Below are 23,280 nucleotides of genomic sequence, written 5' to 3' on the forward strand. Positions count from 1 at the left end.
CTTGAGTATAGACAGGATAACCGTTAAATGTTGCCGGTTTCCCAGCCGCTAAAGATGGCTGCCATAAATATTGGCCATATCCGTCTTTCAACAGACGAAGTGCCAGCTCTGTTTGTGAGTTAACCACATAAGCCGCATTTCTACGGTATTGCGCTTTGACTTGATAAGGCAATTTAATAAAATCGTCGGCTGTTACAGCACCAGGTTGGCCAGCATCAAAAGTGCCAACTGTAGAGTTTAAAATCCCCTCCGGCTGACCGTTTGCATGACCTGTACCAACAAACATCGCAGTATCCTCTGCTTCAGCAAACGCGCGAGCATATGAGGAAGATAGATATGTTTGTAAGTTTACATCGCTATCTTCCAATTCATCTTCACCGATTGTAGTCCATCCGAATACGTCTTCAACGTAGATGTATTCTTCATCCGGAGTTAGATCGCTTTCACCTTGCGCCCAAGTAGAACCAAGACCAGTCTCCAATTTACCCCATACAACAGTTACTTCATCCATTGAACGTCTACGTTGACGGTTTGTGTTGATGTTTCGTACTTGCGCTAATTGACGAGCAATCGTAATCTTTGGCAATTCGCGAACGATTTCGTTATCAAGCGCTTCCGGAACTAAAATCTCACCAGCAGTATCTTGTACAAGCGCTTTTCTTTCCTCCGGAGTCATGCCAGCTTTACCTTCACGAATGAATTTAAAGAAGGCTTTCTTTTGTTCCGGAGTCATGCCTTTTTGTTCGCCACCTTCGCCCGTAGCAATGGCCGGACGGTTTGCCTTTGTTTCAATTTCATCTATGCGAGTTTTTAACTCGTCCATTTTTTGATTCAATTTATCAATCATGTTTTTTGTTTCTTGAGTGGCTTCGCCAAATTTATTTTTTTCTTCATGGAAAGCATCTCGCGCTTTTTTGAATTCCTCGACAACTCCACCTAGCTGTTCTTGTAATTGTTTCAAATCCATTTTTCTTAACTCCTTTCATTATTTGTTTATTTAGTGCGGCTTTTCTTTCCCAGGAGTGGTCGAACCGGCTCCTTTTGGAACAGAAAAGTGCAAGAAAAAAACGCCCTAAACAGGCGTTGAAAACTTAATTTCTTTGATCATTTTCAGAATTTCTTCCGCATGTTTCGCTTCGTCTTTTTCCTTTCCTTTTTCGCTTTCATCAGCCGCGTCTAAAAGCTCTTGTAAGGCTTTAATGGCCTGTTCAACCAACGCGCGGTTTTTACCGCTTAACACCTTACCAGCTTTTAATTCCTGGTTAAATTGATAAAGCATAGAACTCAAACGGTTATTACTTTTGGCCGCGGTGATTAAGGCTTGATCATTTGCTGCGAAAGTTACAGGAGAAAACTCGTATAATTTAACCTCTTTGATACGACGAACACCCTTCTCGGTGTCCCATTCGTCTTTTACAGTAGAGAAACCGATGGACAATTCATCGATAACACCATCTTTAATAAGCGTCATGGCGCGTTTTCCTTCTTCCGTTTGCGAAATTTTCGCTTTAACGAAAAGACCATGATTATCCTCTTCAAGATGAATCGCCTTTCCAATAGGCATCCATGGGTCGTGTTGCCACAAAACCTTTACTTTGTGACCGCGCTCCTGGATGGTCTTTGTAAATGCCCCGGGTTCCATCACATCACCATAGGCATCAACATTTCGGAAAACGGATGCGTACCCTTCAAAGGTGTTGTCGTCGGTTGACTTGACCTCAAAATTAAACGACTTAATTTCACGTTCCATCTTTTGCCCCCCCGTTAGCCAATGCAATTTTAAAAACCAGGAACATCACTAACGGATATTGATACCATTTAAAATCTATTTTTTCTCGCGCGATCTTCCAAACAAGTTTTAAACGGTACCAAAAAGAAAGCTTTATCCGATAAGTAAAAGGCTTCCCTTCGACCGGTATCACTTTCACCCCTCTAGGCGCTTTCAAACGGACCACCTCACAAGGATTTTATTATTATTCCTAATAAAAAACCTAATATTAAAAATAACAAAAACATTAATGTTTTATTTAACAGTGTGATACACCTCTGTACAGCGACACTGAATGACTTCCTCTGCCGGTCCGTTCGGATCGCCAGGGAACATCAAAGAATGGCCGCCTACCTCGTATGGTTCATCCAATGGTCGACGTTGACCGTCTGCTTTATTATGAGATTTCCGGGTACGTTTATCAGCTGTCGCCACCCATTCTTTCTCGAGGTTTAAGCCGGTCTGTTTCGCGGCAAATCGACTGCCGGCATTAGATGCGCTGATGACTTCTGTTCGAGCAATCACCATCGACCGGTTCGGAATAATTTGTTCAAGATATAAATATTCAATTTGATCGCGAATTTCCGGCACTGTTAACTTCTGGCTAAATCCAGTGTTAACAATAGCTTTAATTAAATTTTTAGTATTATCGTTAATATTAACTACTTTGTTAGCAACGGTTGTCGAAATAAAATCCTGAACCGCTTGGTTGAATACATCGAAACCATCATCGTATTTTTTCTCCAAGTTACCGGCCGACTTTCCCTCGGTTAGATATTTATAGACTTCCTGTCCAAACGCATCCATCACCGCGATATAAGACGCTGTCAACGTTTTATGCCATTCTCCAATGTTATCATCCAGGTATTGTTCAACCTGGACGATTCCACCTTCATCGAATGCCTTTAAAACCCCTTCTTTCTCTTTTTCGAATCGCTTTTTGATTTGCTTCCCCACAGCGCCATAAAATCCTATTCGTTTTCGATCGAAGGTACGCCAATACTGCTTTTTTTGAATTGAACTCTGCAAATTTAATCCGCTTTTTAATTCCAGGTGTTTTAAATTCTCGTTTTGTTCCGGATCGGTTTCATCTTCCGGAGATTGCTCAGCCGGAATTAATGAACTCCAATCGGGTGCATCCGGACCTTCCGGTAAAACGTTTGTTGGCACATATCGAACATTTCCACCTTCGATTTCTTCATATCCCATCTCTCGACGCGCTTCGTTCACCATCAAAATGCCTCTATCTACCGCGCGAATTACCCGATCCCATACTTTATCTCGCTCTTCTTGGAGAGCATCAATACCGTCTTTGTCGATATCCAGATATAAATTTTCACCAAACTTTTTAACCAAGGTGCTATTCAATCGATCTCGGATTTTAATAAGGATCGGGATAACTGTTTCTTGATAAAACGCCTTGCGAGCTTCCTGGTAGTTAGAATAAGTCGCATGTTCCATATCGCCGACAATTTCTGGTGGAACGCCGAATGCCGCGCAAATTTCAAGCCGGCTCATTTTCTTGGATTCTATGAAATCCATATCCTTTGGAGATAAAGACATCTCTTTCCAATCCAGGCCGCCTTCAAGTAACATCGGTTTTCCAGCATTGCTAGATCCCGAATATTGCTCGCGTATTTGTTCTTTTAACCGTTTATATTGTTCATCTCCCAGGGTGTTATCTGTAATCATAGCCCCCGATGGACGCGCTCCATTTTGGAACATCGACGCGTTCCATTTATTCGCGAAGTTATCTGCATCAATCCCTCTCGCCGCTACTTGGATTGGAGATAGCCCATAAAAATCATTTAACGCCGAAAACAGCTTAAAATGCGTTACGACATCAGCCGGAAATTCTTGTTTTAATCCATCGTCGATTTTATATTCATAACCAGCCACTAAATCAACAGGATCTGCTATGATTTTTACCCGGTCCGGTCGCAATACCCATAATTCCTTTGGTGGTCCAACTTTTGGTCCTGCATGTTGTAAATAAGCGTTTCCGGCCAACAATTGAAAAGCGATGATATGCTCCATCAAATCCTGCCTGGACATTAATGGGTTCGGTTTGTCCAACAGGTTGAGCAAATCATGCTGTTCAATTTCTTTTCTTTCCCCATTCCTTAATTTTTGATATAGAATCCAAGGAACGGACGCTCCAGCTTCCGCAACCGCCATGATACATCGATAAACCCAAATATTTCGTTCAAATCCTTCACGCGCCAGGTTCGCAAAATCGGTTGGTGTCCATACCGGCTCGCCGATGAACCAGGCTGCTATTAAACGATTAATCTCTGACGCTTTTCTTTGAAGGATGGGTGGAATGAAATCACGCCACTTGATCCCCAAGACTTCTCACCACCTTTACAAAGACCGAATACCAGGACGAGGTTTATTATTAAAACGGTTGATAGCCTGCGTGAATGCGTCAACCTGGTCATCGTTTGCTCCATTAGGGAACGAAGCGCATTCTTCAACGAAATCATGAACCCATGGCGCTAATTCCGGTGATGGAAGGTAGATATTCCCGGCCTCCGCGTCAGCAGATGCCGATGCGGCCCTTGCCACCTTTCCTCCATCCGGGTTCACTGCAATAATGCCAGGAATTTCGTTTTTTAACGTTTGAATGACCGCTGTACCGTTTGCTTTATCCTCGATTAACTTCGCATATGCTGAAGGATAACGCGCAGTTAAATTTCTAATAGATTGGACCGTAGTCGGGAAATTCATTTGACCTCGAATCTGATCGATTAAATATTTATCAGCGCCGATGCGGCCCCAAACTTGGCCGACCACATAGTCGCTGTCTTTGTTGTCTTTAAACGCACAATCCCAGGATTGGATAATTTCATCAAACTTACTAGGTAGCGTCCGGTAGTATTTCCACCAGGATCGTTTGAACATGGAACCTTCAGCTGGCGAAGGTCTTTGTTGATAGAGCGCCGACCACGTCCGAGAACCAACAGAGTGCTTTGTATCCTCGGCCCATTTTTGATCAAATCCATACTCTGGCCAAAGCGTCTCGCCGATTTTACGACCTAACGGATCGTTTTCACTTTCACACACAGCCGGCAGTGATAAGACCTCCCATTTTTCCGGTTCATGTTTTAACAAACGTCCAGCCAGGTCATCTTCATGCCAGCGCGTTAAAATTAAAATAACCGCGCCTCCAGGCTGCAAACGAGTACGAAGGGTGTCCTTCCATTCGTTCCAAACCATCTCGCGGTAAGTTTCCGAATCTGCCTCTTTCCGGTTTTTGATCGGGTCGTCAATAATTAAAAGATCGGCACCTTGACCGGTGATACCACCACCAATACCGACCGAAATCATGCCGCCTCGATGACCTTCGATATCCCAATTCGTAACCGAATTATTGTCGCGAGCGAGCTTAATCCCGAATAATTTCTCTCCGAATTCCGCGATTTTGTTCCGGTTGGCCTTCCCAAACTTACGAGCCAAGGAATCACCATAAGAAACCTCAATGACTCGACGCTCCGGATTCCGGCCAATAAACCAGGATGGAAAGGTCTCCGTTACGGTCATGGACTTGGAATGACGAGGTGGCATAAAAATCATTAATCGCTTTAATTCTCCACGCTCGATACGTTCTAGGTATTTACAAACCAGGTCCGAATGACGCGAAGGAATATATTGGCCATAATGCACATATTCGAGATAAACCGAATAGTCCTCTTTGGCCAATTCAACTTCGATATCATCCAGGTTGTTCATCAGAGCGTTTAAGAGCATTTCTTCTTCGGAGTAATTGTTTTGCCAGCTCTTTTGATTCCGGGTCATTAAGGATGTTGTGAGTGATGGAGATGTCGTATTCTTCACGTTTTGTCACCTGCCCCGAATGATTGAGGTCAGCCGACAACTTCTCCTTTCTTCCCCATTTATCCGGGAATTTTCGTTCAAGCCTCCATGCCGCTGCCTTCCAATCAGAGGTCGCCGCATTCGCAATAATCATCACATCGCGAACCTCGGCCTCGGCTAATGCTTTTTCGATTGCATCATGAAACGCCTTATACTTGCCACTTTTAGCCCTTGCGCCTTGTTTTAACCAACGATAAAGGGTATCCTTCGAAATCCCGGCATAAGCCGCTGCAGTTTCCATGTAATTCCCTGCCCGGACCGCATCAATGATCTTCTTTTGAATTTCCGGTGTTAACTTTGAAGGTCTACCAGCCATTAAGACAATCTCACCGCCTTTTGTCCGGTGAATTCCTCCCATCGCTTAATGATGACATCCGCATAGACCGGATCGTATTCCATCGTGAAGCATGTACGCCCTGTTTGTTCACAAGCGATTAAGGTCGAACCAGAACCGCCAAATGGGTCAAATACAATTTCTCCTGGCTTGCTGGAGTTTTGAATCGCTCGCGCGCAAAGAGCGATCGGCTTCATGGTCGGATGGTCCGCGTTTTTCTTCGGCTTTTCGATGCGCCAGGTCGTACTATCCGAATCATCGTCAGAAAAGACAATTTCATAGCCTGGAACTTTCACCACAATAGACTTGATACCATTAGAGAACGTTAACAAGACATGATCTTTTTCTTTTTGAACCACCAGGTCGGCATCTTCCTCGATAACGGTGTCCTGTTTCCGGCCACCATACCAAGCATGAGCCGCGCCAGGTTTCCAGCCATAGAGAATCGGTTCATGCTTCCAATGGTAATCCTGCCGGCCGAGGACCAGGCTATTTTTTACCCAAATTAAGCATTGTTTAAGAAGGAAACCGGCATCTTTGAACGCCTTTCTAAAATTCAAACCCTCTGAATCCGCATGACAAACATAAATCGGTCCGCCATCTTTCAACACCGTATACATGGCGACATACGCATCATACAGAAATTGATAAAACGCCGAATCTTCCATGTTGTCGTTTTTGATTTTCTTCCCATTGCTGCCTTCATAATCGACGTTATAAGGTGGATCGGTGAAAATCATATCCGCTTGTTTGTTTCCCATTAGCTTTAGAACATCATCGATATTGGTCGAGTCGCCGCACATAAGCCGATGCCTTCCAAGTAACCATATATCTCCAGGCTTTGAAATCGGCTCTTCAATTTCCTCGACCGCCTGATCCGGGTCGAAATTGTCCTCTTTGACCTCGGTCTCTTCTTCTACATAAAACTGAGTCATGAGGTCTTCGATTTCATCCTCATCGAAACCGGTGAGCGTTACGTCGAAAGCCCCGGTATCCAACTCTTCCAATAATTCTTTGAGTTTGAAGTTATCCCAATCGCCCTCAATCTTGTTAAGAGCAACATTAAGCGCCTTCTCTTTATCAGAATCAAGATCCACCACCGAAACCGGAACCTCAGTCCATCCAAGGTCTTTAAGAACTTTTAAGCGCTGGTGACCACCGACAACATAACCGGTCCTTTCGTTAAACACAATCGGCTCAACCAGGCCGAAAGTTTGAATGGACCGTTTCAATTTTTCGTAATCCGGATCACCAGGCTGCAAATCCAGCCGAGGATTGTACGGTGCCGGCACCAGGTCCTCGATTTTTTTATTTTCAATGCGAATGTTCATAAAAACATTAACACCTCTGATAACATTAAAATTAATATTAATAATTCCAAAAATTTAACCGCCTGGATTAACTCCAGACGGTTAAAGATTAGGGAAATCACGCAAAGGGAAAAGGGTTGAATCAGTATCAAGGTGTGGTGTTGCTTATTAGCATAATATCACTTATTTTTATGAAAAAAATGCAAGAAATCTGCAAGAAAACTGCAAAAAAATAACCCCGGTTATTACCAGGATTATTAGAAATCGATTTCGCCTTTTTTTACTTTTTCAATAGTGATTTCCATTTCAGCGAACAATTCTTTTTGTCTTTGAGGGATCGGTGTGTTTTGAATTAGGTTGTAATAGAATTCTTGAACTTTCTTGATTTTTTCTTCTAAAGTTTTCGTTTGATTTTTCATTTAATCATTCCCCTTTCGCTTTATTCTTTTTGAATAACTTTTGTTGTCTGTATATTAACATGATGTTTAATAATTTCAAGTATTTTTTTATTATCTTTTTTATTAATATTAACATTAACATTAAAAAGGGTCCGGATTCCCGGACCTACCTACCGTAACACTTCCACTTGTTCAATTCACGTTGAAGTATTTCTTTTTCTTTCCGATGCTTTTGTTCGACCAGGAACATGGCCTGGTTTAACTCTTCGATCTCAAGCTCCAGGCTTTTCACTTTTTCCTTCAACTTCCGATTTTCCTCTTGCAACTGACGAATCAAACCTTCAGACGGTTGCATTTTTCCCTCCTACAAATTTTCCAGGATTCCCGAAAGACTGATGGATAATTTATGCAAAACGTTCTCGCGGATATTAAAGACAGATCGTTCACTACAATTCATGTTATACGCCACGACTTTAATGCTTTTGTTTTCGAAATAACGAAGGGTAACAAATTGTTTCTCTTCTTCAGACAATACCTCAAGGGATGATTCAATAGACGAAACAATAATCTCGTACTCTTGAATTTTTTCGTAAATATCGAGCGCCCTCTTGGATTCAATACGATCGATCGCATATTTCTCTGTTTTGGATTGAATGACAAATGAACCCGTCGAACCTTCTTGAATTTCATAATTCGCCGTTATTCCCGGCATTATATAATCTAGTTGTTTTTTTAGGTTTTTGATCCCCGATTTGTAGTAGTGGTAATGTCGCAATAGGTTTTCAACCGCGATCATTTGACGTTTTGTTTTTCTCTTAATAGCCATCACACTAACACCCACCTTTAATAGTTTTGTATAACGCCGGGAAAACGGAATTATTTCACCATTCTACGCATTCGAGCGTATTGTTCAAGCAATTTAGAATGAGCCACCCTAGAGAACCGTTCCACAAAACGTTCCTGACGCTTTGGTCCGAATCCAAACTCTTTATGAAGGGTTTCTTTTGCGATTTCTTCCCAAACATCCAATGCTTTATTAATCTCGCGTTGACATTGAGCCAATGTGATGCGTTTATCCCTAGACATAAACAACACCTCACCTCAAAACTTCCGGATTATACGGTTTAAATTTCTTCTCCCCAGGCTTGCAAATTTCTAAAGATACGACCATATCAACCGAACATCCGACTCTAGCCAACTTTTCGCGAACTTCTTCTTTTCTTTTGGCCCACATTGTATAGCCCTTTTCCTTGCCAAATTCGGAGTATTTCACGCGCACGAACATCAACATCCTCCTCGGATATATACTCCTTCCGGACCACTTCACGCTGCCATTCCAACTGTTTCATGTTCATCATCCCCTCACCTTTGGAATTTTTTCGCCGCCTTGATGTTTGCAATCCGGACCAAAACGACTTTGGCATCTTTTAAAGAGAGGACAACGTGTCCAACAGAGCATCAACGCGTCCTCTTTTTTCATCCACTCCGGCCGCTCATCACGAATGACCACTTCAACGCCGTGCATTAGTCATCAACTTCTTCGTAGATGTCCACTTCAATATCAAGGTCCGGATTTTCACTTTCAAGCAGATCGCCAAGCATTTCCTCAACATCTTCTTCGCTTCGCATTTCGCCTTTGTATTGAATTTCTAACGGTTTAACACAACCTCCAAGGATCGCCATAGCACCTAAAACCACAAGAGCTTTTTTAAACAAACTTATTCGCATCCTTCATTCCCCCTTAATACATCTCAAATAATCTAAAGGAATCCCCCGGCTTGATTTCACTAGGTCGCAATTTTCAACAAACCAGGAATAAGGGATTGACTTCCGGCCGCCATTTTCTGCCGCTTTCCACCATTTCTCTATCTCCCGGAACGGAACCATAAACACCTCTTGATGTTTCGCGAATTCTACCAAGAAAAAGGTGATCGCCCCTTGATCAAGCCAGGATCGTAAAAATCGCATTTGATGATCGTGGATATTATCGAGAGGGAACCGAGTACGTTCCCTCGTCGATTTCGCATCAAAGGCAATCATCCGGCCATGAGAAACCCCAATGAAGTCTACCATTCCCTTCTTTTCCGGGAACGCGCTAATGATTCGCTTTCCTTGCCGTATTACTTTCCAAGGTGTCGGAACTTTTTCGATATGGGCTATGCCCTTCATGAGATAACACCGGTTTGTGTATTCAACCAAGTGTTCGAAGGACATGCCCCGGTTTGCATAACTCACTAACATCAAACCACCATCCACAAATAGGCCAGGAAATTAATAATTGCTAGTAGTGAAAAGAAGAATGATATGCCATTTCGCCCTTTAAACAAGGCAATCGCCGCAACAATCGTTAATATTATTGATAAGAACAATAACATTAATATTAACACCTCTTTTAATATTAAAATTAACAACTACTAGCTTTCTTTTTAGGTGGCATTTCCATAAGCACCACATAACGCGTCCGGCTTGAAAACCCAACGAACTTTGGTCGCTGTCGATGATATTCATATCCCCATTCCTTCATTGCTACACTTTCCTCTCGAATCGGACAAACACAACGCCAACCTTGCTTCTCTAATCTTTGGACCTTTCTCACTAGTTGAAGTTTGGTCGGTGCATAAAAGAATTTACGGACATATTCGTTTCTCCAAGCCATCGCGATCACACCTCGTATTTTTGAATGAGTTGAAATCCTTTGGAACGATAGAAAAAGAACTCTCGAATGGTTTTCACACGAACCTCACGTCCATCCGGATGGCGTAAACAGAACCATAGCTCTTTTTTCTTCTTACGTCCCATTTCAATACCCCTCCGCTTGACGTTTTAGGTTGATTTGGTGTTTTTCCTTATAGGCCGCTTCAACCTCGTCCCAGCTGAACCCTAGCATTTCAGCAAGCCCCAAATAGGCATTAAACGCCAGGTACCAATGCATAGGACCTTCCATCACGAATATGTGACGTTTGATGATTTTAAACTGCTTGCGAATATCGCCTGATACAAAAGGGATTGGTTGGAAATCCTTCGGAATATCGAAATCGTTCCCCAGGCTTAAAAAGAAATGCAATCCATCGACAAATTCTTCTAGGCATGGGTTGTAATATTCTCGGTCCTCTTCAAACATGGCCGGAACCCGTACCGCCTTCATGCGCGGTTTTTGGTCCTGGCTCCAATATTTGAAGTATCGAACCTCGTTTTGTAACTCTGCGATTTCCACATCGAGCGCATCAATTTTCAAATCCGTTAAATCTGTTGTTTCCGGTATCCCCCGGCGGCGCAGGATTTCTTTATCCAGCACCGCTTGCATATCAAACAAATGGGCCAAATTGATAGTCTTATTCTCTATCATTCCGTTTCACCTTCCATCGCTTTTTTATAGCGTCCGAAAATTCAAATCCTCCAAAAGTTTTATCGACTTTCTTCTTTGGACATTTGGTGGTAAATTTCAATCAATTGTTTTCGAATTTTCGCGTTCATCCGAGTATACGTATGACACACCAAACATCTAATACCTATCGCGGTGATTAATTGGTACGTTTGTTTTGAATCGATTTCTTCGTGTGTTCCGCAATTAGGACAAAACATCAAAGTAACTACCCTTTCTCCCCGTTTTGGACTCATTTCACCACACCTCGATCTATTATTTATTTTGCTAATCGATAGTTTAAGAGTTTTCGATCTCCCTGGATTTCAACCAGGAAATCCCGGCACATTTCAATAATCCGAGATCCAAGAGCTTCATCTACATCCAAAAGGTCATCTTCCAGGTATTCAGAGGAAACCATAATCGGCTTGTGGTTGAGATAACGATAGTTAATGACCGAATACATGGTTTTGACTTCAAAGTCTGTAGCACCGCGTTTAAACAAATCATCAATGAACAAGACCTCGACCGATTTCATCCGTTCGCATTTTTGCTCCAATGTTTCAAGATCGTCTTTGATTTCGTCAAACCCTTCGCGATATGGAAAATACAAAACTTCGATTTGATTTTTAATGAGGTTGTTAGCTACCGCTGTGAGTAAATGCGTTTTTCCGGCCCCAGGATTGCCAAGAAGCGCGATCGAATTCCTTCTTTGACTTCTGATATTAGGGAACGATTTAAAATAAGCTACAGCGCATTTAAACGCTTCTTGGACAACTTGAGGTCGCCCTTCCCGTTTGAAGTTAGTAAAATTTAGCTTTTTAAATTCCTCGGTGATTTCAGAAGATTTAAATAGTCGTTCAATTTTTCGTTGAGCCGCACATTCACAGATCCGAGCCGTGTTATTATCAACGAATATCAAACCTAAATCCTGGCACTTTTCGCATTTATATGAGGTCGTCGAGTGAGAGGTCGTAGTCGTCCCATTTTCCTGGTTCGTAATGCGAAATTGACTCGCTTTCTTTTGAAGATCCGCCATGACTTCCGCTATGGAGTGGAATCTTTGCTCTGTTTTGGCCATTTCGCACAACACCACCCTTTAATACTTGGAATTTGTTCCGTCTTTGAAATTCCGCTTCAACAGCCCGAGCGTCTTCTATCGTTTTCACACCAGCATCTCGCCAATTGAGCAAAACAGTTTCAACAAACTTCAAATTTCGAGCGTTTCTTTTTAAAGCAACCTTCATGGCCGCTAAAACCAATTCCTCCGAATGCTCATCGATCAATTGGGAAAGTAATTCAGCGTTAAAAGGACTTAACAGGCCGAAATTTTTTTCGTAGAACTCGAAAGCATTATTATTATTATTAAATTTATTATTAATATTATTTACATTATTGTTTGTGGACATTTGCTGGTCATTTGCTGGACACTTGCTGGACATTTGCTGGTCAATTTCTTGATATTCATGCCAATTTGTTATTGATATGACGCTATATTTTGACGTTGATTTGATGGTCAACATTTCGAGTTTTTCGAGTTTTTTCATCCAACGCCACAGCGTTCTACCTGGCACAAACTCGGAAGGTTTTGCCCCTTCGTTATATTCCCTTTCCAGCGAATCTCGGCCTGTTATAAACTGACCAGGCTTCAAATTGACCTTTTGTAATCCGACCAATTGTTCTCGGTCTTTGTGTGTTGCTTTTAATAGACAATAAATCCATAATTTTAAGAGCCGAGCGTCAGACCAAACAGGGTTATGCATGATTTTACGATGGAGAGAAATCCATCCTTTGCTGTTCATTCCTTATCCCTCCAGGTCCAGGAGAGATATTATCCCTCCTGGTTTTCAGCTTCCGGGTTTTCTTCGTTCGTTTCTTCCGTTTCGTTAACCTCTTCGATTAATTCCGGCTCCATATCGATATAATCATCCACGCGTTCCGGTTCCTCGGTGATATCTTTCCGAACCGTTTCATCAAGAGAAACATTGCGCTGAATTTCAATCGAAATCGGCAAGTATTTAATCAACTGACGAATAACGGTCTTTTTAGCCATCGCTTCGTATTCGTCTTTCCAAGGACCAAAGTTTTTCGCTTTGGAGTGTTTATCCCGGATTCTGTTAATTTCCTCAACCGACATGACCTGGAAGGCATGGCCGCCATCTTTAAACTTGGCATAAGCATAGAATCCGATTAACTTCCCCCGGTCGCCGAATAAGACCGGTTTATGACGGAGTTTTTCGTCAAGGCCATATTCAAACTCGAATTCGTCATTTTCATAAACTGCTTCAGCTTTGATGGTTTCTACTTCTCCGGAACGACGAACCAGGTCAATTAAACCCTTATAACCAATGACGAATTGGACCTCTGTCGTTCCACGTTTGCTGTTTTTAAACGGAATAAGGTAACAATGTCCCAGGAGTCCAGGCTCCAATCCCAGCTGGGCCGCCTGCATGATCGCGCCCATTAAACTTTTAATCTCGCAGGACAGTAATTGTGGGTTTTGCCGCATTTCCGTAAGAGCGATTCGAATGAGCCGGTCGGCATCCATATGTTTTGGTAAAGCACGTTCAAATTCCGGCTTCATTTGTTGGAGAAGGTCGGCGACCGTAGTCCGGCCACCGTTTTGTTTTTGTACCACTTGGCCACCTTTTGCTTTGTTTGCTAATTGGTTTTTGATTTTATCCGCTTGAGTCATCACGATACCGCCTTTCTAACTTTTTTCATTTTGGAGATGGAGAAACGTCTGTATGTTGAAGTATTTAAATATTGCTGATACAAATCCGGGTGTTCTTTCGCGAATCGTTTAGAATCAAATCGGTTGCTATTCACTGCGCCCCATTTGACGATATAATCACCAGCGTAACCGCTCTCAAAGTTTCCGAGCATCGCTTTGAGTTTGTTTTCAATTTCCTTTTTGACCGCTTCCCATTCTTGGATTTTTTCTTTCGCTTCCTCCAACTCAGCAATGAGTGCGTCCGCTTCAACCGGCAACTCTGTCGCATCTTCCTGGACCGTTTCGGCTGGATAGAGAATGTTTAAAAGGTTGGTGCTAGATTCAGAGCCGTCGACTTCCGGCGGTCGTTTTTCCAGGACGCGCTGCCAAAATTCAGACTCAATTTGAATTAAGTAGTTAATGATTTCCTCATCACGTTCGACAACATCCCAATGAAACTTATTCCCTCCGATGAGGACCGCGATATACCAGCGTTTTCGACCTGTCACCGCCATATAGTGCTGACATTGGATGAAATATTGATCGGGAATTTTCTCGCCTTCTACCCATTCATGCTTTAAATACTCGCTCGCCGTTTTACATTCCAAGCCAGCATCTTCACCGACAACCAGCCGGTCCACGTTCGCAAGCATGAAGGAATGCTCCGGATGTTGGAGAATCGCGTTTCTTTTTCTAACCTTCTTCCCGGTTCTTCGAGTGAATTCTTTTGCCACAATATCCTCCAGGACATGCCCAAAATAAGCCGCTTCGCTTTGCTCCTCGTCTACTTTGATATCTTCAACCTTTTCGTAGTAGACTTGGACCGGACTTTTATATTTGTTTAAGCCGGCAATGGCCGCCGCATCAGAGCCGCCAATGCCTTTTTGACGCAATCGCAACCATTCAAGATGGTCCATATTCGCCGTTTCAGCAAGAACAACCGGATTCATAGAATTACCTCCTCGTAATCCAATGTTTCTAGTAGATATTCAGATAGACAATGAGTATCGCAAAACACATCTCCTTCAAAACGGATGGCTACATTCTCCCGATATAATTCCCGATGGCAATGTGTGCATTCAGTAACAGTAGGCAAAGATTGAGGATCACGTAAACCGACAGCAAATCGATCAAGATTCATAAAAAAGACCTCCCATCAAAAAATGTTGTAATGGAAGGACCGACCAGTTATAATTAAGTTATAGGATCTTTTGTTAGTCGGTCCAAAATAGACTCATAGTTTAACGGTTCTCGGTCCGGAGAGCCGTTTTATTTTTTCGATTTTTCCATTGCCGAAACGCTTCATTTTCCAATATCCAAAACCTCTCCTCCTCCGAAAGTTTGAGCCAATCGCGAACAAGGAATTTCATGAAACCCACTCCTTCAAACGCAATCGCTCGGTCTTCATCGTTTGCATTTGTTCCCGGAGAACTTTTGCATCTTCGTGTTCGCCGGCTGACTCCAGGACCTCGATGCAAGAACATAAGAAGATCTCGTCTCGCAGTATATCTTGGTATCGCTTTTTGAGTAATTTTATGTCGACGACCGCAGACATCAAATCACCTCCTTTCGTGACTCTTTTTGTCGCGCTTCGCGAACATCGTCGTAAAAAAAATAGGATACAGGGAAATCTAAAATTTCCGCAATGCGAATCGCATGCTCTTTTCTAGGTGTACGCTGTCCATTTTCGTAGTTGTAATAAGTACCAACGCCAATATTGGCCATCTTCGCAATTTCTGTGCCAGTTAAACCTTTTTCTTTCCGGCGCTGTTTTAACCATTCACGCTTAACCACCATGGACAACCCTCCTTTTTAAAATGTCGCGTTTCGAATAACTTTGTTGTCTTCATTATAATTCATTTCGCGTAAAAATCAAGTAAATATTACCTTTTTTTTAAAAAAATACTGATATTTTTTGACTCAGAACGCGTTCCTCTTGTTGCTATACGCAAACAAAATATATATATTGTTGTAAAGGGTTAGGGGAATTAAAATATCAATCAGGACAAGCATCTGATTTTTATATAAAGGGAAAGGGTTGATTACTAAAGTGATAGGGGAAAGATTGAGGGAGTTGAGAAAGAAACGCGGCCTTACCTTGCAAGAAGCCGCTGATCGAATTGGTGTTGCCAGAAGTACTTATAGTGGATACGAAAGTAATTATAGACAACCACCATTAGAGATCCTGTACAACATCGCCGAGGTTTTACAGACTAGCGCTGATTATTTACTTGGCCTAACAGACAATCCATATCCAAAAGAACCTACCAAAAACGCAAAAGAATTATTAAATGATAAAGATCTTCATTGGGATGGCGTACCACTCTCTGACGCTGAATTAAAACCTCTCCGCGATCTACTAGAACTAGTAGTTAAAGAACGCCTCCCAAAAGTTTGCCAGGATGCAAAAGAAAATACCAAAGGAAAAAAAGAAAGCGAGAACGATTAAACGTCTCGCCTTCTTTTTTTACGTTTATATGAAGCAATTTCATCAAAGTAACTAACCATTTGTTTTTTCTCTTGATCAGAGATATAACCATAATCGTACAATGTGTTAATACAGAATCGGATATCAGAGAGATCTACATTACTTTGTCTGGTTAGACTAATCGGGGAATACTTCCGGAATAAATTTAATACCGCTATAAAGACATCTCGATTCGTCCAGTTTCCGGTTTGAGCGTCATCGCTTTCACATTTGGTTAATTTCTTTTCTTTTTCATATGCTGCTACGCCCACAATATCCCTCCATTCACACGAACATTCGTTCGCCGTTTTTAGACATATTGTACCATAAATATAAGCAAAAGGTAGTTCTTTTATAAAAATACTCAATTAATTTAGAAAGGACAAGAAATTGTGGTAATTTTTTCACAAAAAAGACCAAACTCTCAATTTAGAGTTTGGCCTCTTTCTTATCCATATTCATTTATTCTTCTTTAGCCAATCCACTACCGAGCAAATAATTTCTGATTTCGTCCGGGTTTCCACCAAACGCGTCCGTTACTTTCCATTCTCGATCGACTTCCGTACCATTAATGTGGTAATCCAGGTCATGGAATATACGGTGAACATAGCGCAAAGCCATCGAATCATTATATCGAAACGCTACACCCAACAGAGCTTGAGTGTAATGGACATCATTTAATATTTTACTTGGTTCAAGTAGGTTTTGAAACGCCTGGACATCCTCCTGCATTTGCACCATATCTAATTGCCTAAAGTTAATATGTTCTGCCTTCCCCCATCCAAGCAAGTCATCGTAGAAATCATGTAATTCTGCAAGTTTTTGCTTGGCCTCTTGTTCCTTTCCAGGCTTAAATAGATAGGCATCATCATACTCTTTGCGATCCGGAATGCCAGGGATTGTTTCAGTCCATAAATTCATTTTTTCTCTGAGCTTTTGCGCTTCGGTTTTTTGATCCGTTACTTCCGGTTGATTATTTACTTCTTCTTTAGCGACCGTTTGAGAACCAGGATCCACTTCCTTTTTTTCTTCAGCTTTTGCAATAGAATCCTGATGATAATAATAACCACCAGCCCCAACAACACCGATGGCAATCCCACCGACTAACAGCGCAATTTTAAGATTACGCATAAAGCACTCGCTCCTTTCGCTCTTTGATTTTTTTGATCGCATCAATGACATCCGTTTCAAATTGAACCAGCTGGCTATATGGGATTCTTTCAACACCGGTACAGAAGAAGTTATAATACCGTTCATCCTCAATCCCTAATACACGCTCACAAGCAGACTCAATCGTAAAACCCTTCAAATACAAATGGACCGCCGTGTTTACTGCTGCTTGTCGGTTTTTCCATATAAACATTTTACCAAACCTCCTATAATTTGGTAAGTTTGACACCCTAGAAATAGGGTGCCGGATTGCTAGAGAGTTAAGCGTAAATGAAATAATTCACTTCATAGTTATAAATCTCGTTTTCTTCCACCCAGGCCAACATTTTACGTTTGGAATCGAAAGTTTTTTTCTCATTTTTTTGAGTTTCTGGATTAAAGAATTGAATAATCACTTTCATTTTTTCAACCTCCATCTATTCGTTGTGTTGTATATTAACTCTCTAACCATTGATATTCAAGAGTTTTAACATTTAACTTAATAATTTTTTTAACCTTAAAACTAACAATAAAATTAATGATTTAGTTAACAAAAAAATTAATAAAATAAAAAATAAAAACCAGCGACAGATCGTCGCTGGCCTATCAAAATCACTCTTGCTAGGTATCTTCTATTCTAGTAATATAATAAGCAAATAGAAAAGTCGGTGCTGCAACACCGACTTTTCGCAGGGAATTTTTTTACCAATCCGCGTTAGCAGATTACAACGCTATTAATTTTGTCTTCATTATAACCGATAAACGGTGTAGAAGGCAATACTCTAGGATTGGTAGATTAAGGTTCCCTGCACAAAAAATTAATTGTGGAGGGGATTTTTTATGCAAATAGCGTCAGCAGATTACAACGCTATGAAACAATTAAAAACGTTTGAAACAAAGGAAGAACTCAATAATACAGTACGCGCGTTCCTTTACCATTACAAGCATGAACTAACACCTGCTGCGATTTTAACCTTAAAGACTATTTCGCGATTCGCGTTAAAAATCCCAGGGGTTTGTTGGGCCAAAATTAGCACGATCGCATCAATCATTGAAAAATCCAGCCGAACCATTCACCGAGCGCTAAAGCAATTAGAGGACCTAGGAATCATTGAACGGTTAAAAACCATACGGAAAAACGGTGGATATGGTCACCCAGTCATTATCATCAAGCCGATCCCAGGTCTTTTATTACCGGACCATGTCACATCGGATGTCACATCGGAAATGTCACATCGGCAAAACACGACAAACACAGACATGACAAGCGTTCAATCGGCAAAAAACGACTCCGAAACTGAGATTTTTAAAACTGAGTCTTTAAGAGTAAATAAAAATAATAATACATATATGCATAAACGCGAAATCGACGAAATCGAATTAGATTCAAACTTTGTAAGCAAAGAGGTTCCAGGCGAGTTTGTGAAGAAAGTAAAAATAGCCTTCGATAAAGCAAAACAAATCGAACGATTATGGCATTCAACAAAAGTGGCATTCCAAAAGGTATGGGGTCCTTGTAGGATTGATGAGAAAAGCCTGGAATTAGTATTTGAAGCCTGGAACAAAACAGTTAAGAAATACAAACAGCGAAAAATTGAATTCAATAAAATCCCAGGATACTACTACGGAACGTTATATGGCATGGTGTACGATGAAAAAATGAGCATTTACAACAAGCCACAAATCCCGGAAATCTTACGATATGACTTTATCGAAGGGGAATCTTTATAAGGAGATGTTATCATGACCAAACGTATCACAAGAGAATTTGTTTCTACGATCCCAGAGTTTAAGAGCCATCTCGAAGCTAGACAATGGTTTAAAAATCAATTTGGTGATAACTTCTTTATGACTGACTCTCAGATGATCGATGGTGAAAAAATCTATTTTTATCACCTGGTTGTAGATCGTAAAATCTACGAAAGAGGGATGAAGGAACTACAAGAAAAGTCGTTCTATACAGGCATGGATTTGCCTATGAGTTACCACTCTGTCGAAATCACAGAGAACGGATCGGTCCATGTGGTGTTTTAAAAAGGGAAAATAACGCGTATAGGGGAGAAAAAATCATGGGAAAAGTAATAGCAGTAAGCACAAATAAGGGTGGTGTGCTTAAAACAAGCATAACGACCAACCTAGCTGGCGTTTACGCTCTTCAAGGGAAAAAGGTATTGATCATTGATACTGATAACCAAGGGAATGCTGCGCTCTCTTTTGGAAAAAATCCGGATAATTTCAATACCACGATCTATGACGTATTGGTGGACGGAATCCCTCCGGAATACTCGATTCAAAACGTCTATGAAAACATTGATATCCTTCCAGCCAATGATGACATGGCTTTTTTTGAGTTTGACGTTTTAACCAAGGTGGAGCAATACCCTCAGCCTTTCATGCTCATGACCAAACGCCTAGACAAGATCGTGAGCGATTATGACGTAATTTTAATCGATACACCGCCGAACCTTGGTCTAACACAAGGAAATGTTCTATGCTTTGCTGACGAGGTTCTGATCCCTTTCCAACCAGAGAATTATAGCATGCGTTCTCTTGTGAAAATCTTGAATGCCATCGATGAATTCCGGGAAAGATATAATCCAAGTTTGTCTGTTCTTGGAATCGTAGCGACTTTGGTCGATAAAAGAACCCATCTACACTCACAGGTCCTTCAAGAATGTCGCGCGTATTGCATGAACAATCAGATTACTATGTTTGATACAATTATTCCAAGAACGGTACGTTTTGCTGCCAGTGTAGCCTATGAAGGATTACCAGCTACACTAACGGACAAAAACAACCCATTAGTAACGTCATATTTTGAATTAGTGAAGGAGATGGATGGAGATGGCTCGTAAAAACAGACATATCGCAGGGTTTAACGATGTCGCGAATAGAAACAATAAGGATAACGATAACCAAAAAATTAATATTAATGTTAACAATGACAATAATGTAAAAGAAAATGAAAATCTTGATGAATTAGATAAGATTATTGAAAATAATAAGAAAAAGGATAAAACTCATGTTTTGAAAGGTATTTATTTTGAAAGAGAAGTGGCCGCCGCAATTGACCGAGTTGGCCGGAATGGTGGGAAAGGGATTAAATCACAGATCGTGAACGAAGCCGTAAAAAAAGTATTCAAAGAGAAGGGATGGCTATAATGACGAACGGAGCCGCGATCGGATATGCAATCATGGCATTAAAGGAATTAGGATATTCCGAGGACGAGATTCGAAAGGTAGAAAGAAAAATGCTTTATTTCATGGATATGAAAACAGAAGAAGAAGCACACGAAGAATATGTTAAATTTTAAAAAAAGAGCGCTCGAAATGAGCGCTTGAATTTTGCATCGAGTAAGGGGATTACCCATAAAATCGAATTTCGATGCAACGTAGAGCGATTCTCTGCATGACGTATTTTGGATTTTGTGAAAAGATTATTACAAAATTGAAAAATTATACACATGTTACATCTCATATGCTATAATACAAGTACACAGCGCAAATAATAGAATAAATGGTTATTTTCAGTACTTATTTTGCATCTCTTTCGGTTTGGCCCACCGAAAGAAACGATCGGAAAGCGCTGTAAAGCGAAAAGTAGCCTTTCATAATGAGTTTAGCTAAACTTCATTAGAAGTACGGGTATTTGAAAAAGACTCCGGGGTGGTAGCCGGAGTCTTTTTCTCTTTATTATAAGCATTTTCTGGGTATGCTAACGTATAAATAGAAGTAATATGTGACAAAATGATGAGGAAAGGACCGACCACGGTGGCTCGACCGAGTAAAGCCGGCAGAAGGGTGGTAAGTCCTCCGCCTGGCCGATCCTACCTTAAGTATTAAATCAACTCACAAAACTTAAATACCAAGAGGATAAGATGGCCTATACGGATGGCCCAATCCGTATAGTATGCCACTTTCCCCTTAACCGGTGCAGTACATTGTTGTTGTTCGCCTTTCATTGGGGTAACCTCCCTTCATTAGAAGATACGGGTAAAGAAGGGTGGCCGAGCCAATGGGCTTGATTCGATTATACCAAATTTTTCATGGATATCGAGTGTCCTTTTGCAATTTGAGATGAGAGTTTTCGACATAACCTGGAGTTTTCCAGGTGTTTTTTATGATTTGGTAGGGTATTATTCTAAATGAGAACAAAATAATATAAAAACACAAAAAAAGTTATTCACAACGCGAACAACTTACCAACAGACTTATCCACATTAACGCGGTGACGCTGTAATGGAATTCATTTACATAAAATAGATTATAGGAATAGAAAAAAATCCCAGGCTCAAAACCCTTGATACGCCTGGGATTTTAGCAAACGAACAAGACCGAACAAGTGCAAAGTCGCAGAATGCGAACATGAATTCTAGGTGTGATCGTCGCTTTTTGAATAAAAAGATGATAGATGATACCCTTAACTCCATTATAAAATGTCCAGGATGATAAAGTCACCATTCCTGGACTTAATTTTTATCGGGTCCGAAGATTTTCCGAAGCCCTTCTAATTCCATTTTTTTCTCCTCAACTTCCGAACGAAGAAACAGACTGACTCCACCTTCTTTTTTTAGTGGAACCAGCTGGCCTTTTTTCACCAGCTGGCTCAATCTTTGTCTTGTGATCCCTAGGATTTGGATCGCCTCGGTCGAAGTTAAGATCTCTTGTTGAACAAACGCCGCGATATCGCTGCGGTTTTTTAAATGAAAATCCATCACTCGTCACCTTCAAATTTTATTTTGTATTTGATAAACACCAGGATGAACCAAACAACTACTACACCAGCAGTAACCCAATTCAGTAAAGTCATCTTGCTAAAGTTTACGCTATCCAACCAACCGAGAAACAATACCAAGAACAACCAATCAGTTGACTCGATTTTTTTGATCCACTTGATCATTGGTTTTTGAGTGGAAGAAAGGTTATAATTTAATCGAGAGGTTGAGGTTGAAACCTCAACCCCCCTTTTTACCTATTCCTTTTTCTTACGCTTGCGCTCTTCGTAACGGTCTTTGATATCGAGTGTGGTTTTGACCATTGCTACGAGAGCCGCAAGTGTAAGAACGATATTTTTGATATCTTCCACCCTTCGTTCACCTCCTTTCGATTATTATATTAACACACCTATTTACAATTGTCAATAGCTTTATAAAAAAATATCCCCTTGAAAAAGGGGATTTTTATTTTTTATAGACATCGATAAAGGCATCGTATCCTTTTGCCTTTAATTCTTTGACTCTTTGCTCGGCGTTTTCTCGGTTTTCAAAACTTCCAGTGATAACACGATAATAAACGCCGCTTTTTGAAAGTTTGGATGCTTGCTTTTTCGGTTTTAATTTCCATCCGTGTGCTTTGGCAAGCCCATGAGCATGAGCGATGGCTATCTTACGAAGATTAAAATCAGATTTTAAATAGGTTGCATCAAAAGTGTTATCGATGAAACCATTCTCCGTTAAAACTGCCGACATGTTTGTTTCACGAAGCACAGCGAAATTTGCTTCTTTCTTTCCTCGGTTGGCAAAATCGGTTTCGGAGATGATCGTGTCATGCAAAACGTTTCTCAATGCTTGTGTTTTCGGTTTGTTTGAATAATTGCCGTTATAGATAAAAGATTCGAATCCTTTTCCACCACCAGCGTTAATATGAATGCTGCAGAAATGGTCGGCTTTTAAACGGTTGGCGAAATCGGCTCTCTCGCTTAATCCTAGAAACACATCTTTGTCGCGAGTGAGATATACCTTCACATTTTCGTAATTTTCATGAATGTAATCGCGAGCATAGAGCGCGATTTTTAGCGTCAAATCTTTCTCGCGTAGTCCATTCGCTACCGCGCCGGGATCGTGACCACCATGACCAGGATCGATGACTTGTACAAAATCAGCCATATTAATCCCCCCATTTATT

General features: G+C 41.1%; 37 protein-coding genes. 6 read left to right on the plus strand and 31 right to left on the minus strand.

The window, feature by feature from the left end; genetic code table 11:
• From ABES52_RS04185 to ABES52_RS04300, 24 genes are all read right to left on the minus strand, one after another.
• Positions 1-967, minus strand: a 967-nt coding sequence (locus ABES52_RS04185; RefSeq protein ID WP_429649251.1) for a phage major capsid protein, incomplete at its 3' end; no start/stop codon positions are given.
• Positions 968-1,072: 105 nt separating this feature from the next.
• A complete protein-coding gene (locus tag ABES52_RS04190; RefSeq protein WP_429649253.1) occupies positions 1,073-1,750 on the minus strand; it encodes an HK97 family phage prohead protease in 678 nt (225 codons plus the stop codon).
• On the minus strand, positions 1,740-1,946 hold the full coding sequence (locus tag ABES52_RS04195) for a hypothetical protein (protein WP_429649255.1): 207 nt from the start codon (positions 1,944-1,946) through the stop codon (positions 1,740-1,742). Before ABES52_RS04195 ends, ABES52_RS04190 begins: the two co-directional genes overlap by 11 nt.
• A gap of 77 nt (positions 1,947-2,023) precedes the next feature.
• Positions 2,024-4,117, minus strand: a complete 2,094-nt coding sequence (locus ABES52_RS04200; RefSeq protein ID WP_429649257.1) for a phage portal protein — start codon at positions 4,115-4,117, stop codon at positions 2,024-2,026.
• Between the two features lie 15 nt (positions 4,118-4,132).
• Positions 4,133-5,518, minus strand: coding sequence for a phage terminase large subunit (terL, locus tag ABES52_RS04205; RefSeq protein ID WP_429649361.1), 1,386 nt, complete (start codon positions 5,516-5,518; stop codon positions 4,133-4,135).
• Entirely contained in the window at positions 5,484-5,960 is a 477-nt protein-coding gene (locus ABES52_RS04210) for a hypothetical protein (protein WP_429649259.1), read from the minus strand. Before ABES52_RS04210 ends, terL begins: the two co-directional genes overlap by 35 nt.
• Entirely contained in the window at positions 5,960-7,309 is a 1,350-nt protein-coding gene (locus ABES52_RS04215) for a site-specific DNA-methyltransferase (RefSeq protein WP_429649261.1), read from the minus strand. Before ABES52_RS04215 ends, ABES52_RS04210 begins: the two co-directional genes overlap by 1 nt.
• A 236-nt stretch (positions 7,310-7,545) precedes the next feature.
• The gene (locus ABES52_RS04220; RefSeq protein WP_429649263.1) at positions 7,546-7,707 is read right to left on the minus strand and encodes a hypothetical protein; all 162 of its coding nucleotides are present in this window, start codon (positions 7,705-7,707) and stop codon (positions 7,546-7,548) included.
• A gap of 145 nt (positions 7,708-7,852) precedes the next feature.
• Complete coding sequence (locus ABES52_RS04225; protein WP_429649265.1) at positions 7,853-8,041, minus strand: hypothetical protein; 189 nt, start codon at positions 8,039-8,041, stop codon at positions 7,853-7,855.
• 9 nt (positions 8,042-8,050) lie between these two features.
• On the minus strand, positions 8,051-8,512 hold the full coding sequence (locus ABES52_RS04230) for a sigma factor-like helix-turn-helix DNA-binding protein (protein WP_429649267.1): 462 nt from the start codon (positions 8,510-8,512) through the stop codon (positions 8,051-8,053).
• Between the two features lie 50 nt (positions 8,513-8,562).
• Entirely contained in the window at positions 8,563-8,772 is a 210-nt protein-coding gene (locus ABES52_RS04235) for a hypothetical protein (RefSeq protein WP_429649269.1), read from the minus strand.
• A 104-nt stretch (positions 8,773-8,876) separates the two neighbouring features.
• Positions 8,877-9,035, minus strand: coding sequence for a hypothetical protein (locus ABES52_RS04240; protein ID WP_429649271.1), 159 nt, complete (start codon positions 9,033-9,035; stop codon positions 8,877-8,879).
• A gap of 175 nt (positions 9,036-9,210) precedes the next feature.
• Positions 9,211-9,414, minus strand: a complete 204-nt coding sequence (locus ABES52_RS04245; protein WP_429649273.1) for a hypothetical protein — start codon at positions 9,412-9,414, stop codon at positions 9,211-9,213.
• A gap of 3 nt (positions 9,415-9,417) precedes the next feature.
• The gene (recU, locus tag ABES52_RS04250) at positions 9,418-9,927 is read right to left on the minus strand and encodes a Holliday junction resolvase RecU (RefSeq protein ID WP_429649275.1); all 510 of its coding nucleotides are present in this window, start codon (positions 9,925-9,927) and stop codon (positions 9,418-9,420) included.
• Positions 9,928-10,090: 163 nt separating this feature from the next.
• Positions 10,091-10,342 carry a hypothetical protein gene (locus ABES52_RS04255; protein ID WP_429649277.1) on the minus strand — a complete coding sequence of 84 codons (252 nt, stop codon included), beginning with the start codon at positions 10,340-10,342 and terminating at the stop codon, positions 10,091-10,093.
• A 5-nt stretch (positions 10,343-10,347) separates the two neighbouring features.
• Complete coding sequence (locus tag ABES52_RS04260; RefSeq protein ID WP_429649279.1) at positions 10,348-10,485, minus strand: hypothetical protein; 138 nt, start codon at positions 10,483-10,485, stop codon at positions 10,348-10,350.
• 1 nt (position 10,486) lies between these two features.
• Positions 10,487-11,032 carry a dUTP diphosphatase gene (locus ABES52_RS04265; protein WP_429649281.1) on the minus strand — a complete coding sequence of 182 codons (546 nt, stop codon included), beginning with the start codon at positions 11,030-11,032 and terminating at the stop codon, positions 10,487-10,489.
• Positions 11,033-11,091: 59 nt separating this feature from the next.
• Positions 11,092-11,304: a hypothetical protein gene (locus ABES52_RS04270; RefSeq protein WP_429649283.1), complete on the minus strand. Its 213-nt coding sequence runs from the start codon at positions 11,302-11,304 to the stop codon at positions 11,092-11,094.
• Positions 11,305-11,327: 23 nt separating this feature from the next.
• On the minus strand, positions 11,328-12,086 hold the full coding sequence (locus ABES52_RS04275; RefSeq protein ID WP_429649363.1) for an ATP-binding protein: 759 nt from the start codon (positions 12,084-12,086) through the stop codon (positions 11,328-11,330).
• A complete protein-coding gene (locus ABES52_RS04280) occupies positions 11,995-12,849 on the minus strand; it encodes a DnaD domain-containing protein (protein ID WP_429649285.1) in 855 nt (284 codons plus the stop codon). The genes ABES52_RS04275 and ABES52_RS04280 overlap by 92 nt, the downstream gene beginning before the upstream one ends.
• A 29-nt stretch (positions 12,850-12,878) precedes the next feature.
• Positions 12,879-13,742, minus strand: a complete 864-nt coding sequence (recT, locus tag ABES52_RS04285) for a recombination protein RecT (RefSeq protein ID WP_429649287.1) — start codon at positions 13,740-13,742, stop codon at positions 12,879-12,881.
• Positions 13,742-14,710, minus strand: a complete 969-nt coding sequence (locus ABES52_RS04290) for a YqaJ viral recombinase family nuclease (protein WP_429649289.1) — start codon at positions 14,708-14,710, stop codon at positions 13,742-13,744. The genes recT and ABES52_RS04290 overlap by 1 nt, the downstream gene beginning before the upstream one ends.
• Before the next feature lie 291 nt (positions 14,711-15,001).
• Positions 15,002-15,130, minus strand: coding sequence for a hypothetical protein (locus ABES52_RS04295; protein WP_429649291.1), 129 nt, complete (start codon positions 15,128-15,130; stop codon positions 15,002-15,004).
• Between the two features lie 184 nt (positions 15,131-15,314).
• Positions 15,315-15,557: a helix-turn-helix domain-containing protein gene (locus tag ABES52_RS04300; protein WP_429649293.1), complete on the minus strand. Its 243-nt coding sequence runs from the start codon at positions 15,555-15,557 to the stop codon at positions 15,315-15,317.
• Between the two features lie 241 nt (positions 15,558-15,798).
• Here ABES52_RS04300 and ABES52_RS04305 point away from each other — a divergent pair, with 241 nt between their 5' ends.
• On the plus strand, positions 15,799-16,209 hold the full coding sequence (locus tag ABES52_RS04305; protein WP_429649295.1) for a helix-turn-helix domain-containing protein: 411 nt from the start codon (positions 15,799-15,801) through the stop codon (positions 16,207-16,209).
• On the opposite strand, the gene ABES52_RS04310 is transcribed toward ABES52_RS04305, so the two are convergent.
• The 4 genes from ABES52_RS04310 to ABES52_RS04325 all read right to left on the minus strand — a co-directional run bounded on the left by ABES52_RS04310 (position 16,206) and on the right by ABES52_RS04325 (position 17,798).
• A complete protein-coding gene (locus tag ABES52_RS04310) occupies positions 16,206-16,499 on the minus strand; it encodes a hypothetical protein (RefSeq protein WP_429649297.1) in 294 nt (97 codons plus the stop codon). The genes ABES52_RS04305 and ABES52_RS04310 overlap by 4 nt on opposite strands.
• Positions 16,500-16,689: 190 nt before the next feature.
• Positions 16,690-17,358 carry a hypothetical protein gene (locus ABES52_RS04315; protein WP_429649299.1) on the minus strand — a complete coding sequence of 223 codons (669 nt, stop codon included), beginning with the start codon at positions 17,356-17,358 and terminating at the stop codon, positions 16,690-16,692.
• The gene (locus ABES52_RS04320; RefSeq protein ID WP_429649301.1) at positions 17,351-17,590 is read right to left on the minus strand and encodes a hypothetical protein; all 240 of its coding nucleotides are present in this window, start codon (positions 17,588-17,590) and stop codon (positions 17,351-17,353) included. The genes ABES52_RS04315 and ABES52_RS04320 overlap by 8 nt, the downstream gene beginning before the upstream one ends.
• A gap of 67 nt (positions 17,591-17,657) precedes the next feature.
• Complete coding sequence (locus tag ABES52_RS04325; protein ID WP_429649303.1) at positions 17,658-17,798, minus strand: hypothetical protein; 141 nt, start codon at positions 17,796-17,798, stop codon at positions 17,658-17,660.
• A 418-nt stretch (positions 17,799-18,216) separates the two neighbouring features.
• Here ABES52_RS04325 and ABES52_RS04330 point away from each other — a divergent pair, with 418 nt between their 5' ends.
• Genes ABES52_RS04330 through ABES52_RS04350 form a run of 5 tightly spaced genes read left to right on the plus strand, consistent with a single transcriptional unit; the run spans position 18,217 to position 20,690 of the window.
• Positions 18,217-19,107, plus strand: coding sequence for a helix-turn-helix domain-containing protein (locus ABES52_RS04330; RefSeq protein WP_429649305.1), 891 nt, complete (start codon positions 18,217-18,219; stop codon positions 19,105-19,107).
• Between the two features lie 12 nt (positions 19,108-19,119).
• Entirely contained in the window at positions 19,120-19,410 is a 291-nt protein-coding gene (locus ABES52_RS04335; RefSeq protein WP_429649307.1) for a hypothetical protein, read from the plus strand.
• Between the two features lie 35 nt (positions 19,411-19,445).
• Entirely contained in the window at positions 19,446-20,231 is a 786-nt protein-coding gene (locus ABES52_RS04340) for a ParA family protein (RefSeq protein ID WP_429649309.1), read from the plus strand.
• Positions 20,221-20,538, plus strand: coding sequence for a hypothetical protein (locus ABES52_RS04345; protein ID WP_429649311.1), 318 nt, complete (start codon positions 20,221-20,223; stop codon positions 20,536-20,538). The genes ABES52_RS04340 and ABES52_RS04345 overlap by 11 nt, the downstream gene beginning before the upstream one ends.
• Positions 20,538-20,690 (plus strand): RuvA C-terminal domain-containing protein, encoded by a 153-nt coding sequence (locus ABES52_RS04350; protein ID WP_429649313.1) that lies wholly within the window; start codon positions 20,538-20,540, stop codon positions 20,688-20,690. The genes ABES52_RS04345 and ABES52_RS04350 overlap by 1 nt, the downstream gene beginning before the upstream one ends.
• A gap of 525 nt (positions 20,691-21,215) precedes the next feature.
• Here the strand turns inward: ABES52_RS04350 and ABES52_RS04355 are convergent.
• From ABES52_RS04355 to ABES52_RS04365, 3 genes are all read right to left on the minus strand, one after another.
• Positions 21,216-21,338 carry a hypothetical protein gene (locus ABES52_RS04355; RefSeq protein ID WP_429649315.1) on the minus strand — a complete coding sequence of 41 codons (123 nt, stop codon included), beginning with the start codon at positions 21,336-21,338 and terminating at the stop codon, positions 21,216-21,218.
• A 507-nt stretch (positions 21,339-21,845) separates the two neighbouring features.
• Positions 21,846-22,091 carry a helix-turn-helix transcriptional regulator gene (locus tag ABES52_RS04360; protein ID WP_429649317.1) on the minus strand — a complete coding sequence of 82 codons (246 nt, stop codon included), beginning with the start codon at positions 22,089-22,091 and terminating at the stop codon, positions 21,846-21,848.
• A gap of 465 nt (positions 22,092-22,556) precedes the next feature.
• A complete protein-coding gene (locus tag ABES52_RS04365) occupies positions 22,557-23,261 on the minus strand; it encodes an N-acetylmuramoyl-L-alanine amidase (protein ID WP_429649319.1) in 705 nt (234 codons plus the stop codon).
• Positions 23,262-23,280 lie beyond the last annotated feature (19 nt).

Origin of the sequence: Aeribacillus pallidus, from assembly GCF_050478865.1 — a bacterium.
Lineage (GTDB): Bacteria > Bacillota > Bacilli > Bacillales > JACDOC01 > JACDOC01.

Coding starts and splice junctions, on each gene's coding strand:
- ABES52_RS04190 (WP_429649253.1), bottom strand. CDS start 1,750: ATGGAACGTGAAATTAAGTCGTTTAATTTTGAGGTCAAGTCAACCGAC.
- terL (WP_429649361.1), bottom strand. CDS start 5,518: ATGCTCTTAAACGCTCTGATGAACAACCTGGATGATATCGAAGTTGAA.
- ABES52_RS04210 (WP_429649259.1), bottom strand. CDS start 5,960: ATGGCTGGTAGACCTTCAAAGTTAACACCGGAAATTCAAAAGAAGATC.
- ABES52_RS04215 (WP_429649261.1), bottom strand. CDS start 7,309: ATGAACATTCGCATTGAAAATAAAAAAATCGAGGACCTGGTGCCGGCA.
- ABES52_RS04220 (WP_429649263.1), bottom strand. CDS start 7,707: ATGAAAAATCAAACGAAAACTTTAGAAGAAAAAATCAAGAAAGTTCAA.
- ABES52_RS04225 (WP_429649265.1), bottom strand. CDS start 8,041: ATGCAACCGTCTGAAGGTTTGATTCGTCAGTTGCAAGAGGAAAATCGG.
- ABES52_RS04230 (WP_429649267.1), bottom strand. CDS start 8,512: ATGGCTATTAAGAGAAAAACAAAACGTCAAATGATCGCGGTTGAAAAC.
- ABES52_RS04235 (WP_429649269.1), bottom strand. CDS start 8,772: ATGTCTAGGGATAAACGCATCACATTGGCTCAATGTCAACGCGAGATT.
- ABES52_RS04240 (WP_429649271.1), bottom strand. CDS start 9,035: ATGAAACAGTTGGAATGGCAGCGTGAAGTGGTCCGGAAGGAGTATATA.
- ABES52_RS04245 (WP_429649273.1), bottom strand. CDS start 9,414: ATGCGAATAAGTTTGTTTAAAAAAGCTCTTGTGGTTTTAGGTGCTATG.
- recU (WP_429649275.1), bottom strand. CDS start 9,927: ATGTTAGTGAGTTATGCAAACCGGGGCATGTCCTTCGAACACTTGGTT.
- ABES52_RS04255 (WP_429649277.1), bottom strand. CDS start 10,342: ATGGCTTGGAGAAACGAATATGTCCGTAAATTCTTTTATGCACCGACC.
- ABES52_RS04260 (WP_429649279.1), bottom strand. CDS start 10,485: ATGGGACGTAAGAAGAAAAAAGAGCTATGGTTCTGTTTACGCCATCCG.
- ABES52_RS04265 (WP_429649281.1), bottom strand. CDS start 11,032: ATGATAGAGAATAAGACTATCAATTTGGCCCATTTGTTTGATATGCAA.
- ABES52_RS04270 (WP_429649283.1), bottom strand. CDS start 11,304: ATGAGTCCAAAACGGGGAGAAAGGGTAGTTACTTTGATGTTTTGTCCT.
- ABES52_RS04275 (WP_429649363.1), bottom strand. CDS start 12,086: ATGGCGGATCTTCAAAAGAAAGCGAGTCAATTTCGCATTACGAACCAG.
- ABES52_RS04280 (WP_429649285.1), bottom strand. CDS start 12,849: ATGAACAGCAAAGGATGGATTTCTCTCCATCGTAAAATCATGCATAAC.
- recT (WP_429649287.1), bottom strand. CDS start 13,742: ATGACTCAAGCGGATAAAATCAAAAACCAATTAGCAAACAAAGCAAAA.
- ABES52_RS04290 (WP_429649289.1), bottom strand. CDS start 14,710: ATGAATCCGGTTGTTCTTGCTGAAACGGCGAATATGGACCATCTTGAA.
- ABES52_RS04295 (WP_429649291.1), bottom strand. CDS start 15,130: ATGAAATTCCTTGTTCGCGATTGGCTCAAACTTTCGGAGGAGGAGAGG.
- ABES52_RS04300 (WP_429649293.1), bottom strand. CDS start 15,557: ATGGTGGTTAAGCGTGAATGGTTAAAACAGCGCCGGAAAGAAAAAGGT.
- ABES52_RS04315 (WP_429649299.1), bottom strand. CDS start 17,358: ATGCGTAATCTTAAAATTGCGCTGTTAGTCGGTGGGATTGCCATCGGT.
- ABES52_RS04320 (WP_429649301.1), bottom strand. CDS start 17,590: ATGTTTATATGGAAAAACCGACAAGCAGCAGTAAACACGGCGGTCCAT.
- ABES52_RS04325 (WP_429649303.1), bottom strand. CDS start 17,798: ATGAAAGTGATTATTCAATTCTTTAATCCAGAAACTCAAAAAAATGAG.
- ABES52_RS04330 (WP_429649305.1), top strand. CDS start 18,217: ATGCAAATAGCGTCAGCAGATTACAACGCTATGAAACAATTAAAAACG.
- ABES52_RS04335 (WP_429649307.1), top strand. CDS start 19,120: ATGACCAAACGTATCACAAGAGAATTTGTTTCTACGATCCCAGAGTTT.
- ABES52_RS04340 (WP_429649309.1), top strand. CDS start 19,446: ATGGGAAAAGTAATAGCAGTAAGCACAAATAAGGGTGGTGTGCTTAAA.
- ABES52_RS04345 (WP_429649311.1), top strand. CDS start 20,221: ATGGCTCGTAAAAACAGACATATCGCAGGGTTTAACGATGTCGCGAAT.
- ABES52_RS04350 (WP_429649313.1), top strand. CDS start 20,538: ATGACGAACGGAGCCGCGATCGGATATGCAATCATGGCATTAAAGGAA.
- ABES52_RS04355 (WP_429649315.1), bottom strand. CDS start 21,338: ATGAAAGGCGAACAACAACAATGTACTGCACCGGTTAAGGGGAAAGTG.
- ABES52_RS04360 (WP_429649317.1), bottom strand. CDS start 22,091: ATGGATTTTCATTTAAAAAACCGCAGCGATATCGCGGCGTTTGTTCAA.
- ABES52_RS04365 (WP_429649319.1), bottom strand. CDS start 23,261: ATGGCTGATTTTGTACAAGTCATCGATCCTGGTCATGGTGGTCACGAT.